17 protein-coding genes and 1 pseudogene are annotated in these 20,093 nt (G+C 69.7%); 8 read left to right on the plus strand and 10 right to left on the minus strand.

Annotation, left to right across the window (positions count from 1 at the left end; translation table 11 throughout):
• Positions 1–2: 2 nt before the first annotated feature.
• Positions 3–854 (minus strand): SDR family NAD(P)-dependent oxidoreductase, encoded by an 852-nt coding sequence (locus ACWC09_RS36470; protein ID WP_450855321.1) that lies wholly within the window; start codon positions 852–854, stop codon positions 3–5.
• A gap of 119 nt (positions 855–973) precedes the next feature.
• Entirely contained in the window at positions 974–1,945 is a 972-nt protein-coding gene (locus ACWC09_RS36475; protein WP_450855322.1) for an SMP-30/gluconolactonase/LRE family protein, read from the minus strand.
• Between the two features lie 149 nt (positions 1,946–2,094).
• On the opposite strand from ACWC09_RS36475, the gene ACWC09_RS36480 reads away from it, so the two are divergent.
• The 3 genes from ACWC09_RS36480 to ACWC09_RS36490 all read left to right on the plus strand — a co-directional run bounded on the left by ACWC09_RS36480 (position 2,095) and on the right by ACWC09_RS36490 (position 4,360).
• Positions 2,095–2,511 (plus strand): aldehyde dehydrogenase family protein, encoded by a 417-nt coding sequence (locus ACWC09_RS36480; RefSeq protein WP_450855323.1) that lies wholly within the window; start codon positions 2,095–2,097, stop codon positions 2,509–2,511.
• A gap of 19 nt (positions 2,512–2,530) precedes the next feature.
• Positions 2,531–3,505, plus strand: coding sequence for an SMP-30/gluconolactonase/LRE family protein (locus ACWC09_RS36485; protein WP_450855324.1), 975 nt, complete (start codon positions 2,531–2,533; stop codon positions 3,503–3,505).
• An 84-nt stretch (positions 3,506–3,589) separates the two neighbouring features.
• Positions 3,590–4,360, plus strand: a complete 771-nt coding sequence (locus ACWC09_RS36490) for an SDR family NAD(P)-dependent oxidoreductase (protein WP_450855325.1) — start codon at positions 3,590–3,592, stop codon at positions 4,358–4,360.
• Between the two features lie 183 nt (positions 4,361–4,543).
• Here the strand turns inward: ACWC09_RS36490 and ACWC09_RS36495 are convergent.
• From ACWC09_RS36495 to ACWC09_RS36505, 3 genes and pseudogenes are all read right to left on the minus strand, one after another.
• Positions 4,544–5,170: pseudogene (locus tag ACWC09_RS36495) on the minus strand (alpha-hydroxy-acid oxidizing protein); the annotation flags it as partial.
• Positions 5,171–5,370: 200 nt separating this feature from the next.
• Positions 5,371–5,964 carry a TetR/AcrR family transcriptional regulator gene (locus tag ACWC09_RS36500; protein ID WP_450855349.1) on the minus strand — a complete coding sequence of 198 codons (594 nt, stop codon included), beginning with the start codon at positions 5,962–5,964 and terminating at the stop codon, positions 5,371–5,373.
• 266 nt (positions 5,965–6,230) lie between these two features.
• Positions 6,231–7,004 (minus strand): hypothetical protein, encoded by a 774-nt coding sequence (locus ACWC09_RS36505; protein WP_450855326.1) that lies wholly within the window; start codon positions 7,002–7,004, stop codon positions 6,231–6,233.
• A gap of 342 nt (positions 7,005–7,346) precedes the next feature.
• Here ACWC09_RS36505 and ACWC09_RS36510 point away from each other — a divergent pair, with 342 nt between their 5' ends.
• Positions 7,347–8,426, plus strand: coding sequence for an AraC family transcriptional regulator (locus tag ACWC09_RS36510; protein ID WP_450855327.1), 1,080 nt, complete (start codon positions 7,347–7,349; stop codon positions 8,424–8,426).
• Positions 8,427–8,451: 25 nt separating this feature from the next.
• Here the strand turns inward: ACWC09_RS36510 and ACWC09_RS36515 are convergent, their stop codons facing one another.
• The 3 genes from ACWC09_RS36515 to ACWC09_RS36525 are packed head-to-tail and all read right to left on the minus strand — an operon-like array spanning position 8,452 to position 12,085.
• On the minus strand, positions 8,452–9,882 hold the full coding sequence (locus ACWC09_RS36515) for an aldehyde dehydrogenase family protein (RefSeq protein WP_450855328.1): 1,431 nt from the start codon (positions 9,880–9,882) through the stop codon (positions 8,452–8,454).
• Complete coding sequence (locus ACWC09_RS36520) at positions 9,858–10,733, minus strand: SDR family NAD(P)-dependent oxidoreductase (RefSeq protein WP_450855329.1); 876 nt, start codon at positions 10,731–10,733, stop codon at positions 9,858–9,860. Before ACWC09_RS36520 ends, ACWC09_RS36515 begins: the two co-directional genes overlap by 25 nt.
• Positions 10,730–12,085 (minus strand): flavin-containing monooxygenase, encoded by a 1,356-nt coding sequence (locus tag ACWC09_RS36525; RefSeq protein WP_450855330.1) that lies wholly within the window; start codon positions 12,083–12,085, stop codon positions 10,730–10,732. The genes ACWC09_RS36520 and ACWC09_RS36525 overlap by 4 nt, the downstream gene beginning before the upstream one ends.
• Positions 12,086–12,270: 185 nt before the next feature.
• Between ACWC09_RS36525 and ACWC09_RS36530 the strand changes: the two genes are divergently transcribed.
• The 4 genes from ACWC09_RS36530 (at position 12,271) to ACWC09_RS36545 (ending at position 15,941) form a co-directional block, all read left to right on the plus strand.
• A complete protein-coding gene (locus ACWC09_RS36530; RefSeq protein WP_450855331.1) occupies positions 12,271–12,792 on the plus strand; it encodes a TetR/AcrR family transcriptional regulator in 522 nt (173 codons plus the stop codon).
• A gap of 408 nt (positions 12,793–13,200) precedes the next feature.
• Positions 13,201–14,205 carry a dioxygenase family protein gene (locus ACWC09_RS36535; protein ID WP_450855332.1) on the plus strand — a complete coding sequence of 335 codons (1,005 nt, stop codon included), beginning with the start codon at positions 13,201–13,203 and terminating at the stop codon, positions 14,203–14,205.
• Between the two features lie 87 nt (positions 14,206–14,292).
• Positions 14,293–15,075: a fumarylacetoacetate hydrolase family protein gene (locus ACWC09_RS36540; protein ID WP_450855333.1), complete on the plus strand. Its 783-nt coding sequence runs from the start codon at positions 14,293–14,295 to the stop codon at positions 15,073–15,075.
• Complete coding sequence (locus ACWC09_RS36545) at positions 15,072–15,941, plus strand: aldolase/citrate lyase family protein (RefSeq protein WP_450855334.1); 870 nt, start codon at positions 15,072–15,074, stop codon at positions 15,939–15,941. The genes ACWC09_RS36540 and ACWC09_RS36545 overlap by 4 nt, the downstream gene beginning before the upstream one ends.
• Positions 15,942–16,207: 266 nt before the next feature.
• Here the strand turns inward: ACWC09_RS36545 and ACWC09_RS36550 are convergent, their stop codons facing one another.
• On the minus strand, positions 16,208–17,986 hold the full coding sequence (locus ACWC09_RS36550) for an FAD-dependent oxidoreductase (RefSeq protein ID WP_450855335.1): 1,779 nt from the start codon (positions 17,984–17,986) through the stop codon (positions 16,208–16,210).
• 71 nt (positions 17,987–18,057) lie between these two features.
• Entirely contained in the window at positions 18,058–20,007 is a 1,950-nt protein-coding gene (locus ACWC09_RS36555) for a maleylacetate reductase and hydroxyquinol 1,2-dioxygenase domain-containing protein (protein ID WP_450855336.1), read from the minus strand.
• Positions 20,008–20,093 lie beyond the last annotated feature (86 nt).

Here is a 20,093-nt window from a genome sequence, read left to right on the forward strand (position 1 = left end):
CATCACGCGCCTCCGGACGGGTCGGACAGCCGGGTGCGTCCGGCGCCCAGGAGACGGTCGCGCTCGCGCCGTCCCTTGGCTTCGATGGTGGGCATGAGCAGGCGGATGAGCTGCGGGACCGCACCCGCGATCTGCTGGACGCGGCCGGCGAGGGTCGGGAAGACCACTTCGGTCGGCTTGGTGTGGAACGTTCCGACGACGACCTTCGCGACCTCCGCGGGCGGGACCGACTTCTCGGCGAACGCGGTGATCGCGGTCGGGTCGTTGAGCTCCTGGTCGAGCATCCGGGTACGGGTGGACGCTGGGTGGATGATCGTGAAGTCCAGCGGGCCGTGCCGTTCCTCCAGCGCGACGGCGTGGTGGAAGGCCCGCAGCCCGTGCTTGGTGCCGCCGTAGGTGGCGTATCCCGGCAGCGCCAGGAACGAGCTCATGCTGCAGATCGTCACGATGTGGCCGCTGCCCCGCAAGGTCATCCTCGGGATGGCCGTGCAGACGCCGGTCATGGTGCCGATCAGGTTGACCTCGACCATGGCCCGGTGCTGCTCCAGGCTCAGGTCCCGGGTGTTGCCGGTGGTGATGATGCCGGCGTTGTTGACCAGGATGTCGACGGGGCCGAATTCGGCCTCGGCCGCGTCGAAGGCCTTGCTCCAGTTCTCCGGGTCCCGGATGTCGAGGCGGAAGGGGGCGGCGCGTCCGCCGAGGCGGGCGGCGGTGGCCCGGGCAGCCGCCTCGTCGATGTCGGTCAGCAGCACACGGTGGCCGGCGCCGACCGCGGCTTCGGCGATCGCGGCTCCGATACCTGCCGCCGCGCCGGTCACCAGAACGACACGGTCGTGCTGGGGTTGCTTGCTCATGGCCTCAGACTTTCTCTTGGACACTGGTCCAAGTCAATTGTTCATGAGTGGCTGAAACGCGACCTTTACCTTCCGGCTCACGGCCGAAACGCCGCGGCTCACAGCCGAAGCACCACGCTTCACAGCTGGAACACCTCGATATGGCCGTCATTGAGCTCGGCGGCGTGCACGGGGTCGTCGGTCGGCACGGTCGCCGCGAACAGCGTGCGGCCGTCGCCGCCGGCCACCACGCAGCTCAGCGTGTGCTGACTGGTGGCGACACGGTCGAGGATCCGTCCACCCTCCTCGACCCGGACACACTCGCCGCGCAGCGCGTTGGCGACCCAGACAGTCCGACCGTCCGGGTCCCAGGCAAGGCCGTCCGGCGCGATCGGCGAGGCCGAGCGCTTGGCGATCTCGGGGTGATCCATCAACGCGGAGATCTTCCGGGTGGCCTTGCCGAGCACTCCCCCGTCGTTCACCAGCCGCCACAGCAGAGGCGCGACCAGCGAGCCCCAGGGGCGCGGCGCGTCGAGCGTGCCGTCCGGCCGGACCGGGATCGCGGCCAGGCGCAGACCGAGCGTCTCGGCGGCGATCAGCGTCGTGCCGTCCGGGCTCAGCAGCAGCCCGTTGGGGAACATCAGCGGTTCCGACAGGCCGAGCAGGCCCCCGTCCGGGTCGAAGACGGCGATCGGTGCCCGCGGCGGGCCGGGCGGTTCATAAAGCACGGAGTTCGGGTTCTCGCGGTCGAACGTGTAGTAGTCGAAGCCGAAGTTGCCGACGTAGGCCCGCCCTTGTGCGTCGACCAGCATGTCGTTGACCGGGCCGCCGGCGATCTTCCGCAGGTCCGCGTGCTCGACCAGCTCAGCGTCCGGTTCGAGCCGGTCGACGCAGCCGCCGTCCATGGATACGACGAGCAGACGCCCGTCCGGGAGCCAGCCGAGACCGCCGGCCCGTCCGGGCACCTCACAGATGGTGTCCAGCCGCCCGGCCCCGTCCCACCGGTGCACCGTGCCGTGCCCGAGATCGGAGAACCACAGGGCGCCCTCATGCCAGCGCAGGGACTCGGGGACCCCGAGCCCACCGATGACAATCTTCGCTTTGCGTTTCATTACGGTCCACTCCCGGCGTGAGTCATGGCGTCGGCCGCCGCAGGGGAAGGAGGGGGGAAAGAAGTTGGTCAAATGTCCAAGACGCTTGACTTGTACGGGCGACCGTCTCACTCTGAACGGACTGAAGTCAACGCCTCGCAGGAGATTCCGTGACCGATCCCCAAACCGCCGGTGACGCCGGTGCCGTACCGGGCGCGACCATCGCCGTGGACAATCCCGCCACCGGAGAAGTGATCGGCCGCGTCGCGGACACCTCCGCGGAGCAGGTCGCGGCGGCCGTCGAGCGCGCGCTGCGCGCTCAGCCCGGCTGGGCACGTCTGGGTGCCGACGTCCGTTCGCGACTGTTCGCCCGCGCCCGCCACTGGATGCTCACCCACCGTCAGGAGATCGTGGCGTCGATCGTCGCCGAGAACGGCAAGGCGGAGGAGGACGCGGTCATCGAGGTCGTCTACTGCGTCGGCGCCTTCGCCCACTGGGCCAGGCATGCCCCGCGGCTGCTCGCCGATACCCGGGTGCGCTCACTGTCCCCGCTGGTCCTCGGCCGTCGTATGTACACGCAAGCGTGATCACCTTGGGGAGGCAAGAGTGAAACCGAAAGCCACCGTCGTGCTGGACGGGTTCGGCGTTCTGGAGTCGCTGCGCTGGCACGACGACGCCCTGTGGTTCTGCGACATGGCCCACGGCACGGTCCACCGCTGGGACACTCGGGGCAGGCCCGAGAAAGTCGTCGACGTCCCCGGCCGCGCCGGCGGGATCGGCTTCCTGCCCGACGGACGGATGCTGGTCGTCTCGATGGAGGGTTTGTGTGTGTACCGGCTGGAGCCGGACGGCTCACTGGCCGTGCACGCGGACCTGCGGGACATCGCCCAAGGCCCCGTCAACGACATGTACGTCGACAAGGAGGGCCGCGCCTATGTGGGCAACTTCGGGTTCGACTACCACGCCTTCCTCGAGCGGCACCCCAACTCCATGCTCTACGCACCGCCCGGCCCGCCCCGGGCCCCAATCGCCTGCTTCTCGCCCGAGGGTGAACTCATCGGCCTGAGCGAGCCGTTGGCGTTCACGAACGGCCTCTTCCCCATCGACGAGGGCCGGACGATGCTCGTCGCCGAGACGCTCGCGATGAGGCTGGTGGCACTGCCCGTGCTGGCGGACGGGCGACTGGGCCCGCCGCGCGCCTGGGCTCCCTTGATCGAACCCTGGCTGTGGAAGGCGGTCACCAACCCGGGGCTGGTCGGCAGCATCACGCGCCGCATCTCGGCCCTGCTGGATCACCAGGCCATCGCCGACCATTCGAGCAGCCCCATCGCCCCCGACGGCATCGCACCGGGCAAGGACGGCACGGCCTGGGTCGCCAACGCACTGCGCGGTGAATGCGTCCGGGTCGGCCCAGGCGGCACAATCCTTGACCGCGTCGCGACCAGCCAGCGCACGCTCAGCTGCCTGGTCGCGGGCCCGAAGGGAGACACCCTGTACGCGGCGACCGTCCCGACCGACGACCCGCCGCGCGCAAGGGAACTCAACGGTGCGCGGATCGAGGCGTACGTACTCCCGTCCTGACCACGAACCCGCGCGCTCCCGCGCCGGCTTCGCCTGCTCCCGCGTCCCGAGACGCTCGCCGCACCTTCGAGAACAGGAACATCCATGGCAAGGATCACCGACCGCACGATCCTGATCGTCGGCGCGTCCTCGGGCATCGGCGCGGAAGTGGCACGCCAACTCGCCCCCGGCAAAAACCGGTTGGTCATCACGGCCCGGCGCACCCGCGAACTGGCCAGAATCGCGGAGCAGGTGCGGGCCGCGGGCAGCAGCTGCCTGGACATCGCCGCCGACGCCCTCGACCCGCGCGAGGCGGCCCGCGTGGTGGCGGCCGCCACCGAGGAGTTCGGGGCCGTCGACATCGCGCTGCTCAATGCGGGTGACGGGCCGGACATGGCCATGGACCAGGTCTCCGTCGCCGACGTCTCACGGATCATGGCGTTGAACTACGACGTCGTCGTCAACTACCTCATTCCGCTGACCGAGCAGATGCTGCAGCAGCGCGACGGCGGCCTGATCGCCCACACGAACTCCCTCGCGGGACTCATGGGCATCCCCCGCCAGGGCCCGTACTCTGCCGCCAAGGCCGCCGCACGCACCCTTCTGGACGCGGCCCGCGTCGAACTCGGGCCCCGGGGAATCCGGTTCACCACCATCCATCCCGGCTTCGTGGCCACGCAACGCATCAGCGAGGACGGGCTGCCCAAACCGTTCGAGATCAGCGAGGAACGGGGGGCACGCCATGTCATCCGCGCCCTGGAGAAGGAACCGGCTCAGGCATACTTCCCCTGGCCCACAGCGACACTGGTCCGCACCATGCGCGCTCTGCCCACGCCTCTCTCCTCCCGGATACTCCGGAAACTGGCCTACAGATAGGGCAGCCCCCGGGCGGGATCGTTCACTTCATGGCTCCTTCCTAGATCTTCGCTCGGAGAGCGACGGTGGGTGCAAAGGGAGGTCGGGCCCGAGGGCCTGCGCGGCCGCGCAGCGGACCACGGCGGCCACACACGGGCTCGCCGCCGGGACAGGCCGTGTGACGGCTCCTCGCCGGGCACGCCTCTACAGGGCTTGAAGCGCCTCGGGAACCAGGTCGTCCACGGACGGGTATCCGTCGACCGCCATGATCAGATCGGCTTCGGCGAGCAGCGCGCGCAGGACGTGGACGATGCCGTCCGTGCCGCCCAGCGCACAGCCGTAGGCGTACGGGCGGCCGACGCCGGCGGCCCTGGCGCCCAGCGCAAGAGCTTTGATGACGTCGGCACCGCTGCGCACCCCGGAGTCGAAGAGGACCGGCAGGCCGTCGGCCGCCTCGACGACGGCGGGCAGCGCAGCGAGGGCGGGGAGGCCGCCGTTGGCCTGGCGCCCGCCGTGATGGGAGCAGTAGATCGCGTCCGCTCCCCCGTCGCGGGCGCGCCGCGCGTCCTCGGGATGACAGATGCCCTTGACGATCAGCGGCAGGTTGGTCAGTGAGCGCAGCCAGTCCAGATCCTGCCAGGTGAGCGGGTTGCCGAAGACCTGGGTCCAGTGGAGGATCGCGGACTGCGGGTCCTCCTCGGGCGGACGGGGCAGTGCCGCCCGGAAGACGGGATCGGTGAAGTAGTTCGCCAGGCAGTGGCCGCGCAGCTGCGGGAAGTTGGACGTCGCGAGGTCACGCGGGCGCCAGCCGGTGATCCAGGTGTCGAGTGACGTGCTGCGGCTGGAGACCCGTCTCTCGGACGTCCATCCCGGACTCGTCGTCACCGACCGCACGATGACCCTGCGCCACGACAAGCTCCTCGGCCGGGTCCTCGACCCGCGTGGCCGGTCGCTCGGCGTGGTCCCGCCCGACGTGTGGTCGGAGCCGGGCACGTCCGCCACCGCGGGATGAGCTTTCCGCTCCGTCGGGCTCAGGCCTCCCGGGGCCGGGCGTGCTGGAGGAGATGATCGGCGAGCAGTTCGAGGACCGCCTGGCTGTCGTGGCTGTTGCGGTCGACCAGCCAGGTCATGACGAGGCCGTCGATCGTCGAATGCACGTATCGCACGAGGACCGGTACGGGCGCCGTCCACTCGATACCCGCGTTGTCGGCGGCGAGTTCGAGGAGGGAGGCGTGGGCGCTCAGGAAGATCTCGTACTGCCGTTTCGCGACGTTCTCGAAGCCGGGATTGCGCAGCGCGTACTGCGTGAGCTCGTAGCTGATCTGGTGCTCGCGCGGGTTGGCTTCGAACCCCTTCCAGAAGGCGTGCATGCTGTCGAGGATGCTGTCGCGGATCTCTTTGTGTGGCGCGTACAGGCCTCGGACCTCCGCGACGTACCGCTCGGTGAGGGTCTCCGTGACGAGTTCGAGCAGCTGCGCCCTGGAGTCGAAGCAGTAGTGGAACACCCCGAGGGGCATACCGGCCTCGTTCACGATCGCGCGGGTGGTCGCCTTGGCCACGCCGTCCCGCGTCATGACCCGGATCGCCGCTTCGAGGAGCTCGGCCCTCCGATCGCTCGCCGCCATGCGGGGCACGTGCTCTCCTCTTCTTCACCTGCAGGTTCGTCGGCCAGGATAGCGGTCGCCGGATGCCCCGCCCAAGAAGTGTCAATCAACCGTCCAAGACACTTGATTCGCTACGGCCGGGTGGACCGCCTCCCGGGGCAACGGCGCCCGGCCGTCGCACGGTGCGCGGAACACATGGCGCCCCTGGCCAACGGAAGACGGCTCCCGCCCAGGGCGGGAGCCGTCTTGGTCCTGCTACGACGTGACAGCGACGCCTCGTTCCCTCGTCAGGAGCGACGCGCGCGGCCAGCCGCGTACACCGCCCCGCCACCGACCGCGACCACCAGGGCCGCTACGCCTGCGATCAGGCCGACCGGTGCGCTGGAACCGGTCTCGGCCAGCGGTGGTGTGCTGTCGCTGGGCGACGGCTTCGGGGTGGCCGGCGGCGTCGACTGAAGCGGCGGCACGTCCGGGGTGGTGGGAGGTGTCGTGGAGGGCTTGGGCGTGGTCGGGGTGGCCGGCGGGGTCGTCCCGGCCGGCGTCGTGGGCGTCGTAGGAGTGGTCGGGGTCGGCTGCGACGGGGTGGGCGTGGGCTTGTCGGGGGTGCACGGCTTCTCGCCGCCGTTCCAGGCCGCTATCAGGTGGTAGGGGGTGACGACGTTGCCGGGCTCATAGGGCGCGGGGCCATGACCTTCGCCCGTGCCACCGTCGTACGTGACGTCGTCGCCGTACAGGTCGATCTGGCCGTAGCAGTCCGGGGACTTCACGCTCAGCTTCTGCCAGGTCCGCTTGGCGTCGTCCGATCCGGCGACGTCGACCGCGGTGAGGTAGACGGTGGCCTTGTCGACCAGGGCCTGGTGGCCCGAGGTGTACCAGTCGGGCCCCTCGGTGGTGTACTCGGCGAGAGAGACGGGGTACTTGCATCCGTCCCCGACCGTCTGGCCGGGAGCGAGCCGGACCTCGACCGTTCCGGGCGCGGTCTTCCAGAGGTACAGCCCGCCCTGCGAGGTCCAGTCCGCGCCGACGACGTTTCCGTCGGCGCCGACGATGCGGTACTGCACCGTGGCCGACTGACATCCACCGGATGTCGTCGCGTTTGCCACCCCGGCGCCGAGCAGCGGCACGGCGGCAGCGGTGAAGGCGGTTACAGCGAGTGCGGGCAGGATTCTGAGACATTGCGAGCGCGACAAGATGGGCCCTTACGGAAATCAAGGTGTGGGAGGTGGCACAGTGCGAACGGCAGGCGTATGCGCGGAGTGGTTCAAAGGCATACGCGAACAGGCCGGTCGCGTCACTTCGCTCACTTCAGGCGCGAGGAAGTAGACCGAATCCTGCTCGGTTTTCACAACTCCCGTCAACCTTTCACGCGTTCACCACGTTTCACCCTGGCCACAAGGACCCGCATGCCCGACATTCCCGCCCTGTTTTCCTCGCCCGGGACCAGCCGCAGCACCTCGGCCACCATTCCGCCGAACATCCTGCGCTACCTCGCCCCGGTCGCCGACCAGTACGGGCTCGACCTCCAGCCGCTGTTGACGGACGTCGGACTGGACCAGGACGTGATGCGCTCGGCCGCGCTGCGGGTTTCCTATCGGCAGGGCAGCGCGGTGATCCGGCGCGCTGTGGAACTCACCGGCGACGCGCATCTGGGCCTGCGCGTGGGCGCGGCTCAGCACCTCACGGCCTGGGGGCTCCCCGGTTTCGCCATGCTGGCCGCCGACACATTGCAGGACGCCATCGAGACCGGTGTGCGCTTCCAGAATCTGTCCGGGGCCATGCTGGTCTGGTCGGCTCGCCCCGAGGAGGCGGGCTATGTGCTGCGGGCCAAACTGCCCGACCCCGCCCTCGATCCGGGTGTCGCGGTCTTCCTCGCGGAGGAGGCGTTCGCCAGCGTCGTCACCCTGACCCGCCTGAGCGCCGGAGATGCATTCGCCCCGCAGAGCGTCGAGTTCGCCTTCCCCGCCCCACAGGACACGGGTCCGTTCACCGAGTTGTTCCACTGCCCGGTGCGATTCGCCGCCGCGGAGAACCGCCTGGTGTTCCCCACGGAGTGGGCCCGGCGGCCGATGCCGGGCCGTGATCCCGTCACCTACGCCGCTGTCATGGAGCTGTTGGAGCAGCAGGTGACGTCGCGCCGAGACCAGCAGGACCTGCTGGAGGTCCTGGAGATCTCGATCGCGCAGAGCCTGCCGGACGTACCGCCCTTCGTCGAGCAGGCCCGTCGGCACGCCTCCAGCGAGCGCACTCTGCGGCGCCGCCTTGCCGAGTGCGGCACGACCTATGAGGCGGTCGTCGACGGAGTGCGCCGCGAGCGGGTCGAACAGCTGCTGCGCCGACCGGAGTTGACGTTGCGGGACGTCGCCCGGCAGGCGGGCTTCTCCGACGTGCGGGCGCTGCGGCGAGCGGTGCGGCGCTGGCACGGGGTGGCGCCGGTGCGGCTGCGTGAGGAGACGACGCGACGGGAGGGGCACACCACTCCGTAAGCGGGGTGCGCCCCTCCCGCGACCGTCACCTGGCGCGGATCCAGACGGTCTTCTCCCTGGTCCACTGCGCGAATGCGGTCGTGGACTTCTCGGCACCGCCGAAACCGGACTGCTTCCACCCGCCGAAGGGGGTGGTGATGTCGCCCTCGCTGTAGGCGTTGACCGAGACGACACCGGCCTCGATCCCACGGGCCAGCCGGAGCGCCGCGTCCAGGTCACGGGTCCAGACCGAGGCGGCGAGACCGTACTCCGTGGCGTTCGCAAGCCGTACCGCCTCGTCCTCGGAGGCGAAGGTCCGCACGGCGACGACGGGGCCGAACAGCTCCTGGGTCAGGACCTTGGCGTCCTCGGGGGCGTCGGTGACCACAGTGGGCGGGTAGTAGGCGCCCTCCGGGTGCAGACCCGTGGGCAGACCCGCGGTGTGGATGCCCGCTCCGACGGTGCGTGCCTCCTCGACGGCCGCCGCCACCCGGTCCCTGGCCGTGTGGCTGATCAGCGGGCCGATCTGCGTGCCCTCTTCGGCCGGATCGCCGATGACCAGCGCACCGGCCGCGGCGGTGAACCGGTCGACGACCTCGTCGGCGATGTCGCGATGAACCAGCACTCGGGAGCCTGCAGTGCAGTTCTGTCCCATGGTCAGGAACGCGGCCTCGATCATGTTGTCGATCAGTTCGTCACCGTAGTGCAGCGCGTCCGGCATCAGAACCTGGGGGCTCTTGCCGCCCATCTCCAGGGAGACCCGCTTGAAGTTGGTCTCGGCCGCATCGGCCAGGATCCGGCGGCCCGTGGCCGTGGATCCGGTGAACGACAGCGCGCGTACGAGCGGGTCGCGGGCGAGGGCCGTACCGGTGACCGCGCCATGGCCGGGCAGCACGGTGAGCACCCCGTCCGGCAGGCCCGCCACGGCGGCCAGTTCGGCCAGGTGCAGGGCGGAGCGCGGGGTGGCCTCGGCGGGCTTGAGCAGCAGGGAGTTGCCCGCGACGAGGGCGGGGCCCACCTTCCAGGCCGCCATGGCCAGCGGATAGTTCCAGGGCAGGATGGCGGCGGCCACCCCGACCGGTTCCCGGCTCACCAGGCCCAGGCTGTCGTGACCGGTGGGAGCCATGCGGCCGAAGAGCTTGTCGGCTGCCTCCGCGAACCAGCGGATCGACTCGATCGCCCCGGGCACGTCTCCGGTTCGGCACTCCGTGATCGGTTTGCCCGCGTCCTCGCAGTCCAGCCTGGCCAGTAGTTCGGCGTCGCGCTCCATCAGTTCGGCCAGGCGCAGCAGGACGGCCGCCCGCTCCCTCGGGGCAAGGCCGGACCAGACGCCGCTCTCGAACACCTTGTGCGCCCGCTCGGCGGCGAGCGCGACGTCCTGGGCGCTCGCCGCCGGCACGGTCGTTGTCAGTTCACCGGTCGCGGGGTTGACGACCCGCAGTTCTGCACCGCTCACGCTTCCTCCACCAGTTCCCATCGGCCACCGACGCGACGGGCCAGTCCCCTGCGGCGCAGGTCCTCCAGGTAGCGGGCCATGCCCCGCTCACCGCGCTTACGGAACAGCGGGAAGAGCCGGGGCAGCAGGTTCGGCGCCAGCATCGCGACACGTACCAGCCAGGACTCGCCGGGCCGCACGTACGCCTCCAGGCGCGGCTTGTCCAGCAGGCTCACGACCGCTCTGACGACGTCCGACGGCTGCTGCGGCGCGTCCTGGAACTGCATGGAGTTCCCGCCGTCGACGGCTTCCTGACGGAGCATCCGGGTGTCGGTCGCCGACGGCAACACGGAGCCGGCCCTGATGCCCTTGCCACGCAGGTCGAGCCCGATGGCGAGCATCGCGCCACGCAGCCCGAACTTCGAGGCGGTGTAGATGGGAGTCTCGCCCAGCGGGAAGATCCCTCCGAGGGACACCGTGGTGACCACCCGAGGGTCGCCGGAGGCCCGCAGCAGCGGGATGGCGACGCGCGTGGTGACCAACGGGGAGAGCAGATTGAGATCGATCTCCCGCTCGATGCTCTCGACGCTGCGCACGTCGAAGCGTTCGGCGCTGGTCATGCCCACGTTGTTGACCAGGACGTCGATCCGGCCGTGGGTGACGGCCACGCCGTCGAGCATGCGCTCCACCGCCGCGCGGTCCAGCAGGTCGCAGCCCGCTCCGACGTGCCCGTTCCCGGGCAAGCCGCCGGCGGTTGCCTTGGCCCGCGCCTCGTCGATGTCGACCACGACGAGACGGGCTCCACCGGAGGCGAAGCGGTCGCACAGGGCGCTGCCGATGCCACCGGCACCGCCGGTCACCACGATGACCTTGTCACGGAAGTCGTACGTCATGACGCCACCGACTCGCGCCGCACCGGCGTCGCCTTCGGCGGCAGGCCCGCGGTACGCCACCCCAACCCGGCGGCGACCTTGCCCAGGTGCTTCACGAAGGCGTCGCTGTGGACGTAGCCGGTGTGACGGGGCGAGTCGACGAAGCTCAAGCCGCCCGTCAGGTCGGGGCGGTCGCTGCGGATCATGCGGGCGAACCGCTCGGCCGTCGGACGCCCGTGCCGCGCGTCCCCGATGAAGGAGGCGATCAACTGCGCCTGACTGTCGAAGAGTTGGTAGGCCCCGGAGTTCGTCTCCACGAATCCGACACCGAACAGACCCTCGTGGTCGCGGGAGAACGACGACAGGTACAGGTCGGGGTGCTGCTCGTTCCCGAAGTACTTCTGCGCGACCGGGACCTTGTGGACGTATCCGGTCGCCAGCAGGATCAGGTCGAAGTCGTCGCTGGTGCCGTCCGTGAAGTGAACCGTCCTGCCGTCGGTGCGCGCGATGCCGGGCCTGGCCGTGATGTCCCCGTGCTGGAGGTGGTGGATCAGCATGGAGTTGATGGCAGGGTGAGTCTCGAACAGCTTGTGGTCGGGCTTCTGCAGACCGAGCCTGCGCGGATCGCCGTTGAGGAGCCTGAGCAGGGCGCCGAACAGCTTCTGCTGCAGCCACATCGGCAGGTGGGGTCCGCCCGCCGCGATGGTGTCCACCGGCCGGCCGAACAGGTGCTTCGGGATGAACCAGTAGCCGCGGCGCATGCTGATCGCCGCGTGGTCCGCGGACCGGGCCGCGTCGCAGGCTATGTCCAGCCCGGAATTCCCCGCACCGACCACCAGCACCCGCTTGCCGCGCAGTTCCTCGCTGCTGCGGTAGGTGACGGTGTGGCGGACCTCGCCGGTGAAGTCGCCTGGCAGTTCAGGAACGTTGGGGTGCCACTGCGCGCCCGTACACACCACGACGTGCCGGTGCACACTCGCCTGCCCGTCTGCGCGAGTGACCGTCCAGGTGCCGTCGGCGTTCTTCCCCACACTGCGGACCCCGGTGCCGAACTCGATCCGGTCCGTCAGTCCGTAGGCGTCGGCGAACGACGTCAGATAGGACAGGATCTGCCGGTACGGCGGGTAGTCGGCGAAGTGGTCCGGCATCGGGTAGCCGCCGAAGCCGGAGAGTGTCCTGCTGGAGATGAAGTGGGCCGACTCGTACATCGGGCTGCCGGGGTTGTCGATGTCCCAGAGCCCTCCCGGCCCCGTGTGGCGCTCGATGTGCGTGTACGACAGGTTCCGCTCCGCCAGCGCCCTCGCCACGGCCAGACCCGCGGGTCCGGCACCGATGACACATGTGTCGTGCTGGTCGTACTGGTTGTCACTCACCAGTCCACCTCCCTTTTCCTTGCGGCTCAGAGCTGTTGCCGGGAACCTATGCACCACGGAAGCGCCAGGAACTGACCCTCGCGGCCACAGAGGGGACCGCAGCGGCCAGAGCGCGGCCGCCAGGGTCAGGAACTTCGACTTGATCGAACGACTTGCTCAACGGACTGAGTCGGTATGAGGTCCTTATGGCTCATGTTTCCGCGGCGGAGCGCCGCCCCCAGCTGATCAAAGCGGCCATCGACCTCATGACCAGGGAGGGCGTCGCCGCCGGAAGCACCCGTGCCATCGCCGCCGAACTCGGCGTGGCCCAGGCGACGGTGCACTACACCTTCGGCACCAAGGAGGATCTGTACCGCGCCGTCATGGAACAGCTGACCCACGATCCGGTCGGGCAGGTCGCGAAGTGGGCGCCCACGGACTCCGGGTTCGAGGAGACGGCCGCCTCGCTGGCCGCCGCACTGTGGCGTACGGTGACGGCCGTGACGGCGAAGCTGGTGAGTGAGGCGGCCGAGCGTGCCGGCCACCGGCTCGCCCAGCCGCCGGAGACCATCGCCCGGTTCTTCCTCGCCGGTTTCGACGGACTCACCATGCCGCATCTCTCACTGCCCGACGAGCAGGCCGAGCCGACCTGTCTGCAGGCCCTGGTCTCGGCGGTCGTGGCCCTGGCCGGTGGCCGAGTGGACCTGGTGCCTGTGCCCACGGCCTGACGCCGGCCCCGGCGGGAACACAAGGGCCGGCCGTGAAACAGCGAGGCCGCCGTCGACCGACGGCGGCGACCTCACGTCGTGATGATCAGGCGACCGGCTGGGGTTCCCCGTGCTCAGGCACCGCCGCCTTCTGCAGGCTCGCGCCCTCCACATCCAGGTCGGGCAGCACACGCTCCAACGGGCCGGAAGCCACCAGGCATGTCGCCCGGCGAGGACGGCGGGTCGCGGCGAGGGCTGCGTGGTAGCTGCGCCGTGCAAGGTCGTGCGCACCTACTCGGTGCCGCCCAGACGGTGCTTCCGTCCGTCGTCGCGAGCGGTTCCGGCTTCTCTCACTTCAGTGGCGCACCGCTGAGTCTGGTGCTTCATCCGGGTCGCGGCGCCTCGATGTTCACTGGATGAACAGCGGCGTTGTACGGGCAGTCCGGCCTCCGGATACTCGCGTGTGACTGCTTGCCGCGGATCGGCAGCCGACCGTTACGAGGGGACGCCGACGTGATCATCCTGGACGAAAGCCAGCTCACCGCGGCGGTGCTTGCCGAGACAGAGCGGGCCGGAGACCCGCGCGTCAAGGAAATCACCCAGGCGCTGGTACGCCATCTGCACGGCTTCGCTCGCGAAGTACGGCTGACCGAGAAGGAGTTCGACGCCGCCATCACCATCGTGACCAGGCTCGGCCGGCTCACCACACCCAGCCACAACGAGGTCAGGCTGATGGCAGGCTCGCTGGGTCTGTCAACGCTGGTTTCCCTGATGAACAACGGCACCCAGGACAGTCCGACCTCAGCCAACCTGCTCGGCCCGTTCTGGCGCCAGGGCAGTCCGACCATGAACAACGGCGAGTCGATCGTCCGCTCGCCGACCGAGGGACCACCGCTGTTCTTCACCGGCCGGATCGTCGACACCGAGGGAAACGCGGTCGCCGGCGCGGAAGTCGACATCTGGCACGCATCACCGGCCGGCCTGTACGAAAACCAGGACCCCGAGCAGGCCGACTGGAACCTGCGCGGCAAGTTCTTCAGCGACGAGGAAGGTGCGTTCGCCTTCCGCAGCATCAGGCCATCCGGTTACCCGATACCGATGGACGGGCCCGTGGGCGATCTCCTGACCGCACTCAAACGCCATCCCTTCCGGCCGGCCCACCTCCACGCGCTGATCCATAAACCGGGCTACAAGACGATCGCCTCCCAGCTCTACAGCCACGACGACCCCATCCTGGAGACCGACGCGCAGTTCGGCGTCGTACAGAATCTCGTCGGCATCTATACGCACCACGAGAACGAGCCGGCACCGGATCCGGACGTGACCGAGGCCTGGTACAGCCTCGAGTTCACCTTCGTCGTCGAGCCGGGTGAGGCCTGGCTGCCGACACCACCCGTGTCGGCCAAACGCGACACCGAGCCGGACAGCGCCTGACGGGACCGCGCCATCACCAGGGCCGGTGCATGCCCTGTTCCACCCGAACGCCGCACGAGGACACTTCGCACCCCCGAGAGGAAACCGGTGATCACCGAAGCAGAACGTCGCGCAGCCGCGGCTGCCCTCATGCAGGCCGACCGTGATCGTCAACCGATCACCCAGCTCAGCCTGACCTATCCCGACCTCGAGATCGTCGACGCCTATGCCATTCAGCAACTCTGGGCAGCGGAGCGTGTTTCGGCTGGAGCTCGGCTCGTCGGGCACAAGATCGGACTGACGTCTCGCGCCATGCAGCTGGCCTCGCAGATGACGGAACCCGACTACGGCTTCCTCACCGACGACATGGTCGTGGGCGACGGCGCCTGCCTCGACGCGAGCCGCTACACGAAGCCCAGACTGGAGGTCGAGCTCGCATTCGTGCTTGGCGCGGACCTGTATGGGCCGAACCTGCGCGTCCACGACGTCCTGCGGGCGACGGAGTACGTCGTCCCCGCGCTGGAGGTCATCGACTACCGCACCGAGGTGCCGCGCTCGATCACCGACACCATCGCGGACAACGCCGCCGCCGCGGCGATGGTCGTCGGCGGGCGGGTCGTACGCCCGATGGACGTCGATGTCCGGTGGGTGGCTGCGACGTTGGCGAAGAACGGTGTGATCGAGGAGTCCGGGGTCTCGGCCGCCGTCATGGGACACCCGGCGGCAGGCATCGCCTGGCTCGGCAACAAGCTCGCCGCGGTCGGCCAGCATCTTGAAGCCGGTCAGCTGCTGCTGTCGGGCTCGTTCACCCGACCCGTCTCGGTCGAACCGAACACCGTCATCCACGCCGACTTCGGCCCGCTGGGCTCGATCGGGGTGGCGTTCCAGTGACCGTGCACAACCCGTCGGTCGGCGCATCGCGGCCCGCACCGGGCCAGTGGCCCCTGCCGCCGAACGCGTTCAAAGCGGCGCTCGCCCGAGGCGAGCAGATGATCGGCATGTGGTGCTCGCTGGCAGACCCGTACCCGGCCGAGATCGTCGCCGGCGCCGGCTTCGACTGGCTGCTTCTCGACACCGAACACTCGCACGCCGAAATCGCGGCCGTGCTCTCACAACTCCAGGCGGTCGCCCCCTACCCCTGCTCGCCCGTGGTGCGTCCCCCGGTCAACGATCCCGTCGTGATCAAGCGGCTCTTGGATGTCGGCGCGCAGTCGCTGCTGATTCCGCAGGTCGAGTCGGCCGGAGAAGCGCGCGCCGCCGTCGCCGCCACCCGTTACGCCCCCACCGGTGTCCGCGGCGTGTCGGCATTGACCAGAGCCACCCGCTTCGGTCGGGTCAAGGACTACGCCGAACTGGCACACACCGAACTGTGCGTCCTCATCCAGGTGGAATCGCGGCACGCTCTTGAGCAGATCGGGCAGATCGCGTCTGTTGATGGCGTGGACGGGATCTTCATCGGCCCCGGCGACCTGGCCGCCAGCCTCGGTCACCCCGGAGACCTGAACGCACCGAGTGTCATCGGGGCGGTGGAGGAGGCAATCGGACGCGTGCGTGCAGCGGGCAAACCGGCCGGTGTTCTGACGACCAACCCCACGTTCGCGCGACGGTGCATCGATCTCGGGACCACGTTCACCGCCGTGGGCGTGGACGTAGGCCTGCTGGCACGCGGCGCCGACGCCCTCGCCCAGGCTTTCCGGCAACAGACCGCGGCCACTACCGCGCCTGTCACCGCGAGCGGGGCCTCGGAGACCCCATGAAGGTGGAGTCGTAGGGCCTGCCACCACGGGTCCTGGGTTCACCACGAAAGGACGTCGGCTTCGCCACGCCGTGGCCGACACCGTCCCTCAGCGGACCGCCCCTGGCCTGGCCACAGCTCCGCTGCCGCCGTCGGCCTTCTCAGGCGTCTCTCCGCGACCCTGCCTGACGGAAGTCACGCGGATGAGTCGCAGCCCTGTGACTTCGCCGTCCGGCCCGCCCCGGCGAGCGTGCCCCGGGCGGCTGCCAGGCCGGCGAGAACGTCTGTTCACGCGTCAGGGGGCCCAGCTGCAGGCCGGCAGAGCACCGCGGTCAGCGCTTCCCGCAGCAGCCGGGTGGCTTCGGTGATGTCGGCGGCTCCGCTCGGCCGACGCCAAGCCACGTACCCGTCGGGGCGGACGAGCAGCACGCCCTCCTCGTCGATCTCCGCACGGCGGCTCCAGTCGCCGTACGCGTCGTGCGCGTCGCGGTCGATGACGACGCCGCGCAGGTCGAGGCCCAGTTCCTGGGCCAGGGTGTCGGCGGCGTCGGCCCATGGGGTGCCGGCCAGGCCGGTCAGGACGGAGAACCTGCCTTTGCCGACGAGGTCGAGCGTCGAGATTCGCCTGCCGTTCGGGTCGACGAGCCAGGCGTGCGGCAGCTTGGCGCCGGGGCGGGAGGTCGGGTGTCCGAAGAGTTCGTCGTCGCGGGACATCGTTTCCGTGGTGCCGTCGGGGATGACGGACGCCGACTGGTAGCGCTGGTTGTGCTCGACACCGTGGGCGTTGAACTCGTAGTGCTTCAGCTCTATCGCCTCGCGGATGGCCCGGCGCTTCTTCGCCCCCTCGGCGTCCGGCTGCCGCGCCGCGTGCAGAGCCTTGGTGATGCCCTCCTCGTCTCCGCCGACGACGCCGAGTGCCTCGAACAGGGGCAGGAACTGGTCCCGGGAGAGGTTCGCACGTCCGACGATCTGCTTCGCGACCGGGGCTCGCTCGTCGGAGTACGTGTCCAGCAGCTCGGGCCCGGCATGTCCCTTGAGCACGGCCGCCAACTTCCATGCCAGGTTGTAGGAGTCCTGGACGGAGGTGTTGGAGCCGAGGCCGTTGGACGGCGGGTGCCGGTGGACGGCGTCCCCCGCGCAGAAGACCCGTCCGGCGTGCAGCCGGGTCGCATAGGCATGGTTGACCGTCCACAGGGAGGCGCTGTCGATCTGCACGTCGAGTTCGTCGTCGCCCACGAGGTCACGGACGATCGCTGCCGCCACTTCGTCGGTGACCTTCGGCGGGGGGTTGTCGATGTCGTAGCCCCAGACGATGAGCCACTCGTTCCAGGGCCGGACCATCCGCAGCAGGCCCATCCCGATCCCGCCGACATCGGCGCCCGGACGCATGATCCAGTACAGGACGCTGGGCCGGTGCTCGACGTACTGCGTAAGGTCAGCCCTGAAGACGATGTTCATGCTGCCGGCCTTGCCCATCTGCCCCTCCATCGGCAGACCGAGCTTGTCCGCGACGATGCTGCGGCCGCCGTCGGCGCCGATCATGTAACGGGCGCGGACGGTGTGTTCAGCGCCGCTGGGCCGGTCGCAGAGGCGTGCGGTCACTCCGTCCGCGTCCTGCTCGAAGTCGACGAGCTCGATGTTGAGCCGGACCACGGCGCCGCGCTTGGCGGCGTTGGCCAGAAGGATGGGCTCCAGCCACGTCTGCGGGAGGTCGATCATGCCGCAGGGGCTCTGGGAGGCGTACTCGGTCAGACTCTCGTCACCGGTGCCCCAAGTGCGGATGCGGCCGATCTCCTCGCCCAGCAGGGAGGTGGCGAAGACGGTGTCGCCCATCAGGCGGCTCGGTGTGCCCTTCTCCAGTGCCTCCTGCTCGATCCCCAGATCGCGGAAAACCTCCATGGCACGCTGGTTGGTGATGTGGGCGCGCGGTGTGTCGGCCAGCCATCCGTACTTGGTGACCAAGTGGATGCGCACACCGTAGGTCGCCAGCAGCAGGGCCGCGGTGCCGCCGGCGGGTCCGCTGCCGATGACCAAGACGTCGGTGTCGTACTTCTCAGGCGTGCTCATGCTGTCTGTCTCCGGGAAGCTGGGTGAAAATCGTCAGGGGGGTCGCGTGCTGGGTGGCGCCCGAGGCGTGCTCAGTCGCCGAGGCGCGCGATGCGGAAGGTGAACTCGAGCAGGCGCCACTCACCGTCGATGGGCCGACCTTCGGGCGTCGGGCCGGTTCGCCGGACGAAGTCGGTGATCAGGTCGTCCTTGACGCCGAAGACCGCATCCCGCTGCCCAGGGGCTCCGTCGAGGTAGGCCCCGCCCCGTACGAACAGCTGGGTGATCAGCGGCTTGTGGCCGGGGGCGTCGATCAGGAAGTGCACGTGGGGGGCGCGGTAGGGGTGGCGGCCCACGGCGGAGAGCATCCTGCCGACCGGCCCGTCGTCCGGGATCGGGTACTCCGAGGGGAGGATCGACCAGAACGTGAACCGCCCGTCGGCATCCGTGGTGAACCGGGCGCGCAGCACCGGCCCGTCAAGTTCAGGGAGCTGGACGTCGTAGAAGCCGTCCTCGTTGGACTGCCACACGTCCACCACGGCACCGGCGACCGGCTCCCCTTCCTGGTCGGTCACCTGGATGTCCGCCCACATCGGTGTGCCCGTGAGCCCTCCGGCGATGTCGCTGCCGTGTTCGGCGGCGGGCGGCCCGGCCACGTAGAAGGGGCCGAGGATCGCGGAGGAAGTGGTGTCCGGGTCACGGGAGTTGGCGAGGGCGTCGACCACGCTGGACACGCCGAGGGTGTCGGAGAGCAGGATGAACTCCTGCCTGGTGTCGCTGGTGATGTGGCCGGCCTCGGTGAGGAAGTCGATGGCCCGCTGCCACTCCTGCGGGGTGAGGTCGTTGCGGATCGTGTAGGCGTGCAGGGTGCGGGCGAGATCGGTGAGCAGATGCCTGAGGCGCGGGTTCGCGCAGCCGTCGAAGCTCGCCACGACCTCGTCGGTCAGCGCGCGCAGGTCGGGTGCGGAGCCGGTCGCCGCCTGCGGGCGGCGACCGTGCCAGGCGTCCCCCAGCAGATCTGCGAGGCCGCTGCGGGTCAGCTCGCGCGGGTTCGGATACGGCTGTGCGGTGGCCAGTTCCGCCGCGCGGTCCAGGTCGGCCTCCGCCATGCCGAGATCGCGCAGCGACGTCGGGCCGCCGACCCGGTGGATCAGGTCGAAGACGCCGGTGGGCGCATCGGGTACGCCCAGGGCGCGCGCGATGCGGTCCATCGCCTCCGGTGCGGCGGGCGCGTTGTACGCCATGGCGTGCGGAAGGACCACGGTGTGGGTGTCGGCGTGCGGCAGTCCGAAGGTGCCGCCCAGCGTGTGACAGAGCTTGTGGTGCAGTCCCATGCCGACGGCACCGAGGCAGGTGCCCGCCAGCCACGCCGCCTGGAGCAGTTCCGCCCGTGCCTCCAGGTCGGAGGGATCGTCGTGGAGGGCGGGAAGAGCACGGGCCATGGCGGCGACCGCCTCCAGAGCCATGGCGTCGGTGACCGGAGTGGCGTCCCGTGAGTAGAGGGCTTCCACGGCGTGGGCCAGTGCGTTGACGCCGCTGGTCACCGATATCGGGACCGGTAGCCCGAGGGTGAGCTCGACGTCGTACACGACCGTTTCCGGCAGGATCCCGGGGGCGGACCGGGTGACCTTCCGGCCGTCCACCGTCTCGCCGAGCACGGGGGTGGCCTCGGAGCCGGCGTAGGTGGTCGGCACGATGATCTGGGGCAGGTCCGTGCGGACGGCAAGGGCCTTCGCGAGGCCGGTCGTCGAGCCGCCGCCGATCGCCACCAGACAGTCCACGCGCTGCTCGCGCACCGTTCCCATGGCCTGCTCGGTCACCCCGACGGGGGTGTGCATGGCCGCGCCGTCGAACTCGGCCACCGCCAGGTCGCCCAGGGCTGCGCGGAGCCGTTCGACGTCCTTGCGCAGGGCCGGTGATCCGTCGGAGAGGAGCAGTACCCGGGCCCCGCCGAGACGCTCGACCTCATCGCTGACCTGCGAGAGCGTACCCGCGCCGAAGGCCACCCGGCTCGGGCCGGTGGTGTGCACAAAACTCCTCATGAAGCTGCTCTCCGTGCTGCGGGGCCAGTGTGTCTCCCGCAGTATTCGAGGCCGTGCGCCGGCCGTTCCTGCATAATCTCCGCATC

Source organism: Streptomyces sp. NPDC001617 (assembly GCF_053596855.1).

Bases quoted from the DNA above. Each gene is read 5' to 3' on its own strand.
- ACWC09_RS36470 (WP_450855321.1), bottom strand. From the start codon at position 854: ATGAGCAAGCAACCCCAGCACGACCGTGTCGTTCTGGTGACCGGCGCG.
- ACWC09_RS36500 (WP_450855349.1), bottom strand. From the start codon at position 5,964: ATGGCGGCGAGCGATCGGAGGGCCGAGCTCCTCGAAGCGGCGATCCGG.
- ACWC09_RS36475 (WP_450855322.1), bottom strand. From the start codon at position 1,945: ATGAAACGCAAAGCGAAGATTGTCATCGGTGGGCTCGGGGTCCCCGAG.
- ACWC09_RS36515 (WP_450855328.1), bottom strand. From the start codon at position 9,882: ATGGGAACTGGTGGAGGAAGCGTGAGCGGTGCAGAACTGCGGGTCGTC.
- ACWC09_RS36490 (WP_450855325.1), top strand. From the start codon at position 3,590: ATGGCAAGGATCACCGACCGCACGATCCTGATCGTCGGCGCGTCCTCG.
- ACWC09_RS36520 (WP_450855329.1), bottom strand. From the start codon at position 10,733: ATGACGTACGACTTCCGTGACAAGGTCATCGTGGTGACCGGCGGTGCC.
- ACWC09_RS36530 (WP_450855331.1), top strand. From the start codon at position 12,271: ATGGCTCATGTTTCCGCGGCGGAGCGCCGCCCCCAGCTGATCAAAGCG.
- ACWC09_RS36550 (WP_450855335.1), bottom strand. From the start codon at position 17,986: ATGAGCACGCCTGAGAAGTACGACACCGACGTCTTGGTCATCGGCAGC.
- ACWC09_RS36555 (WP_450855336.1), bottom strand. From the start codon at position 20,007: ATGAGGAGTTTTGTGCACACCACCGGCCCGAGCCGGGTGGCCTTCGGC.
- ACWC09_RS36510 (WP_450855327.1), top strand. From the start codon at position 7,347: ATGCCCGACATTCCCGCCCTGTTTTCCTCGCCCGGGACCAGCCGCAGC.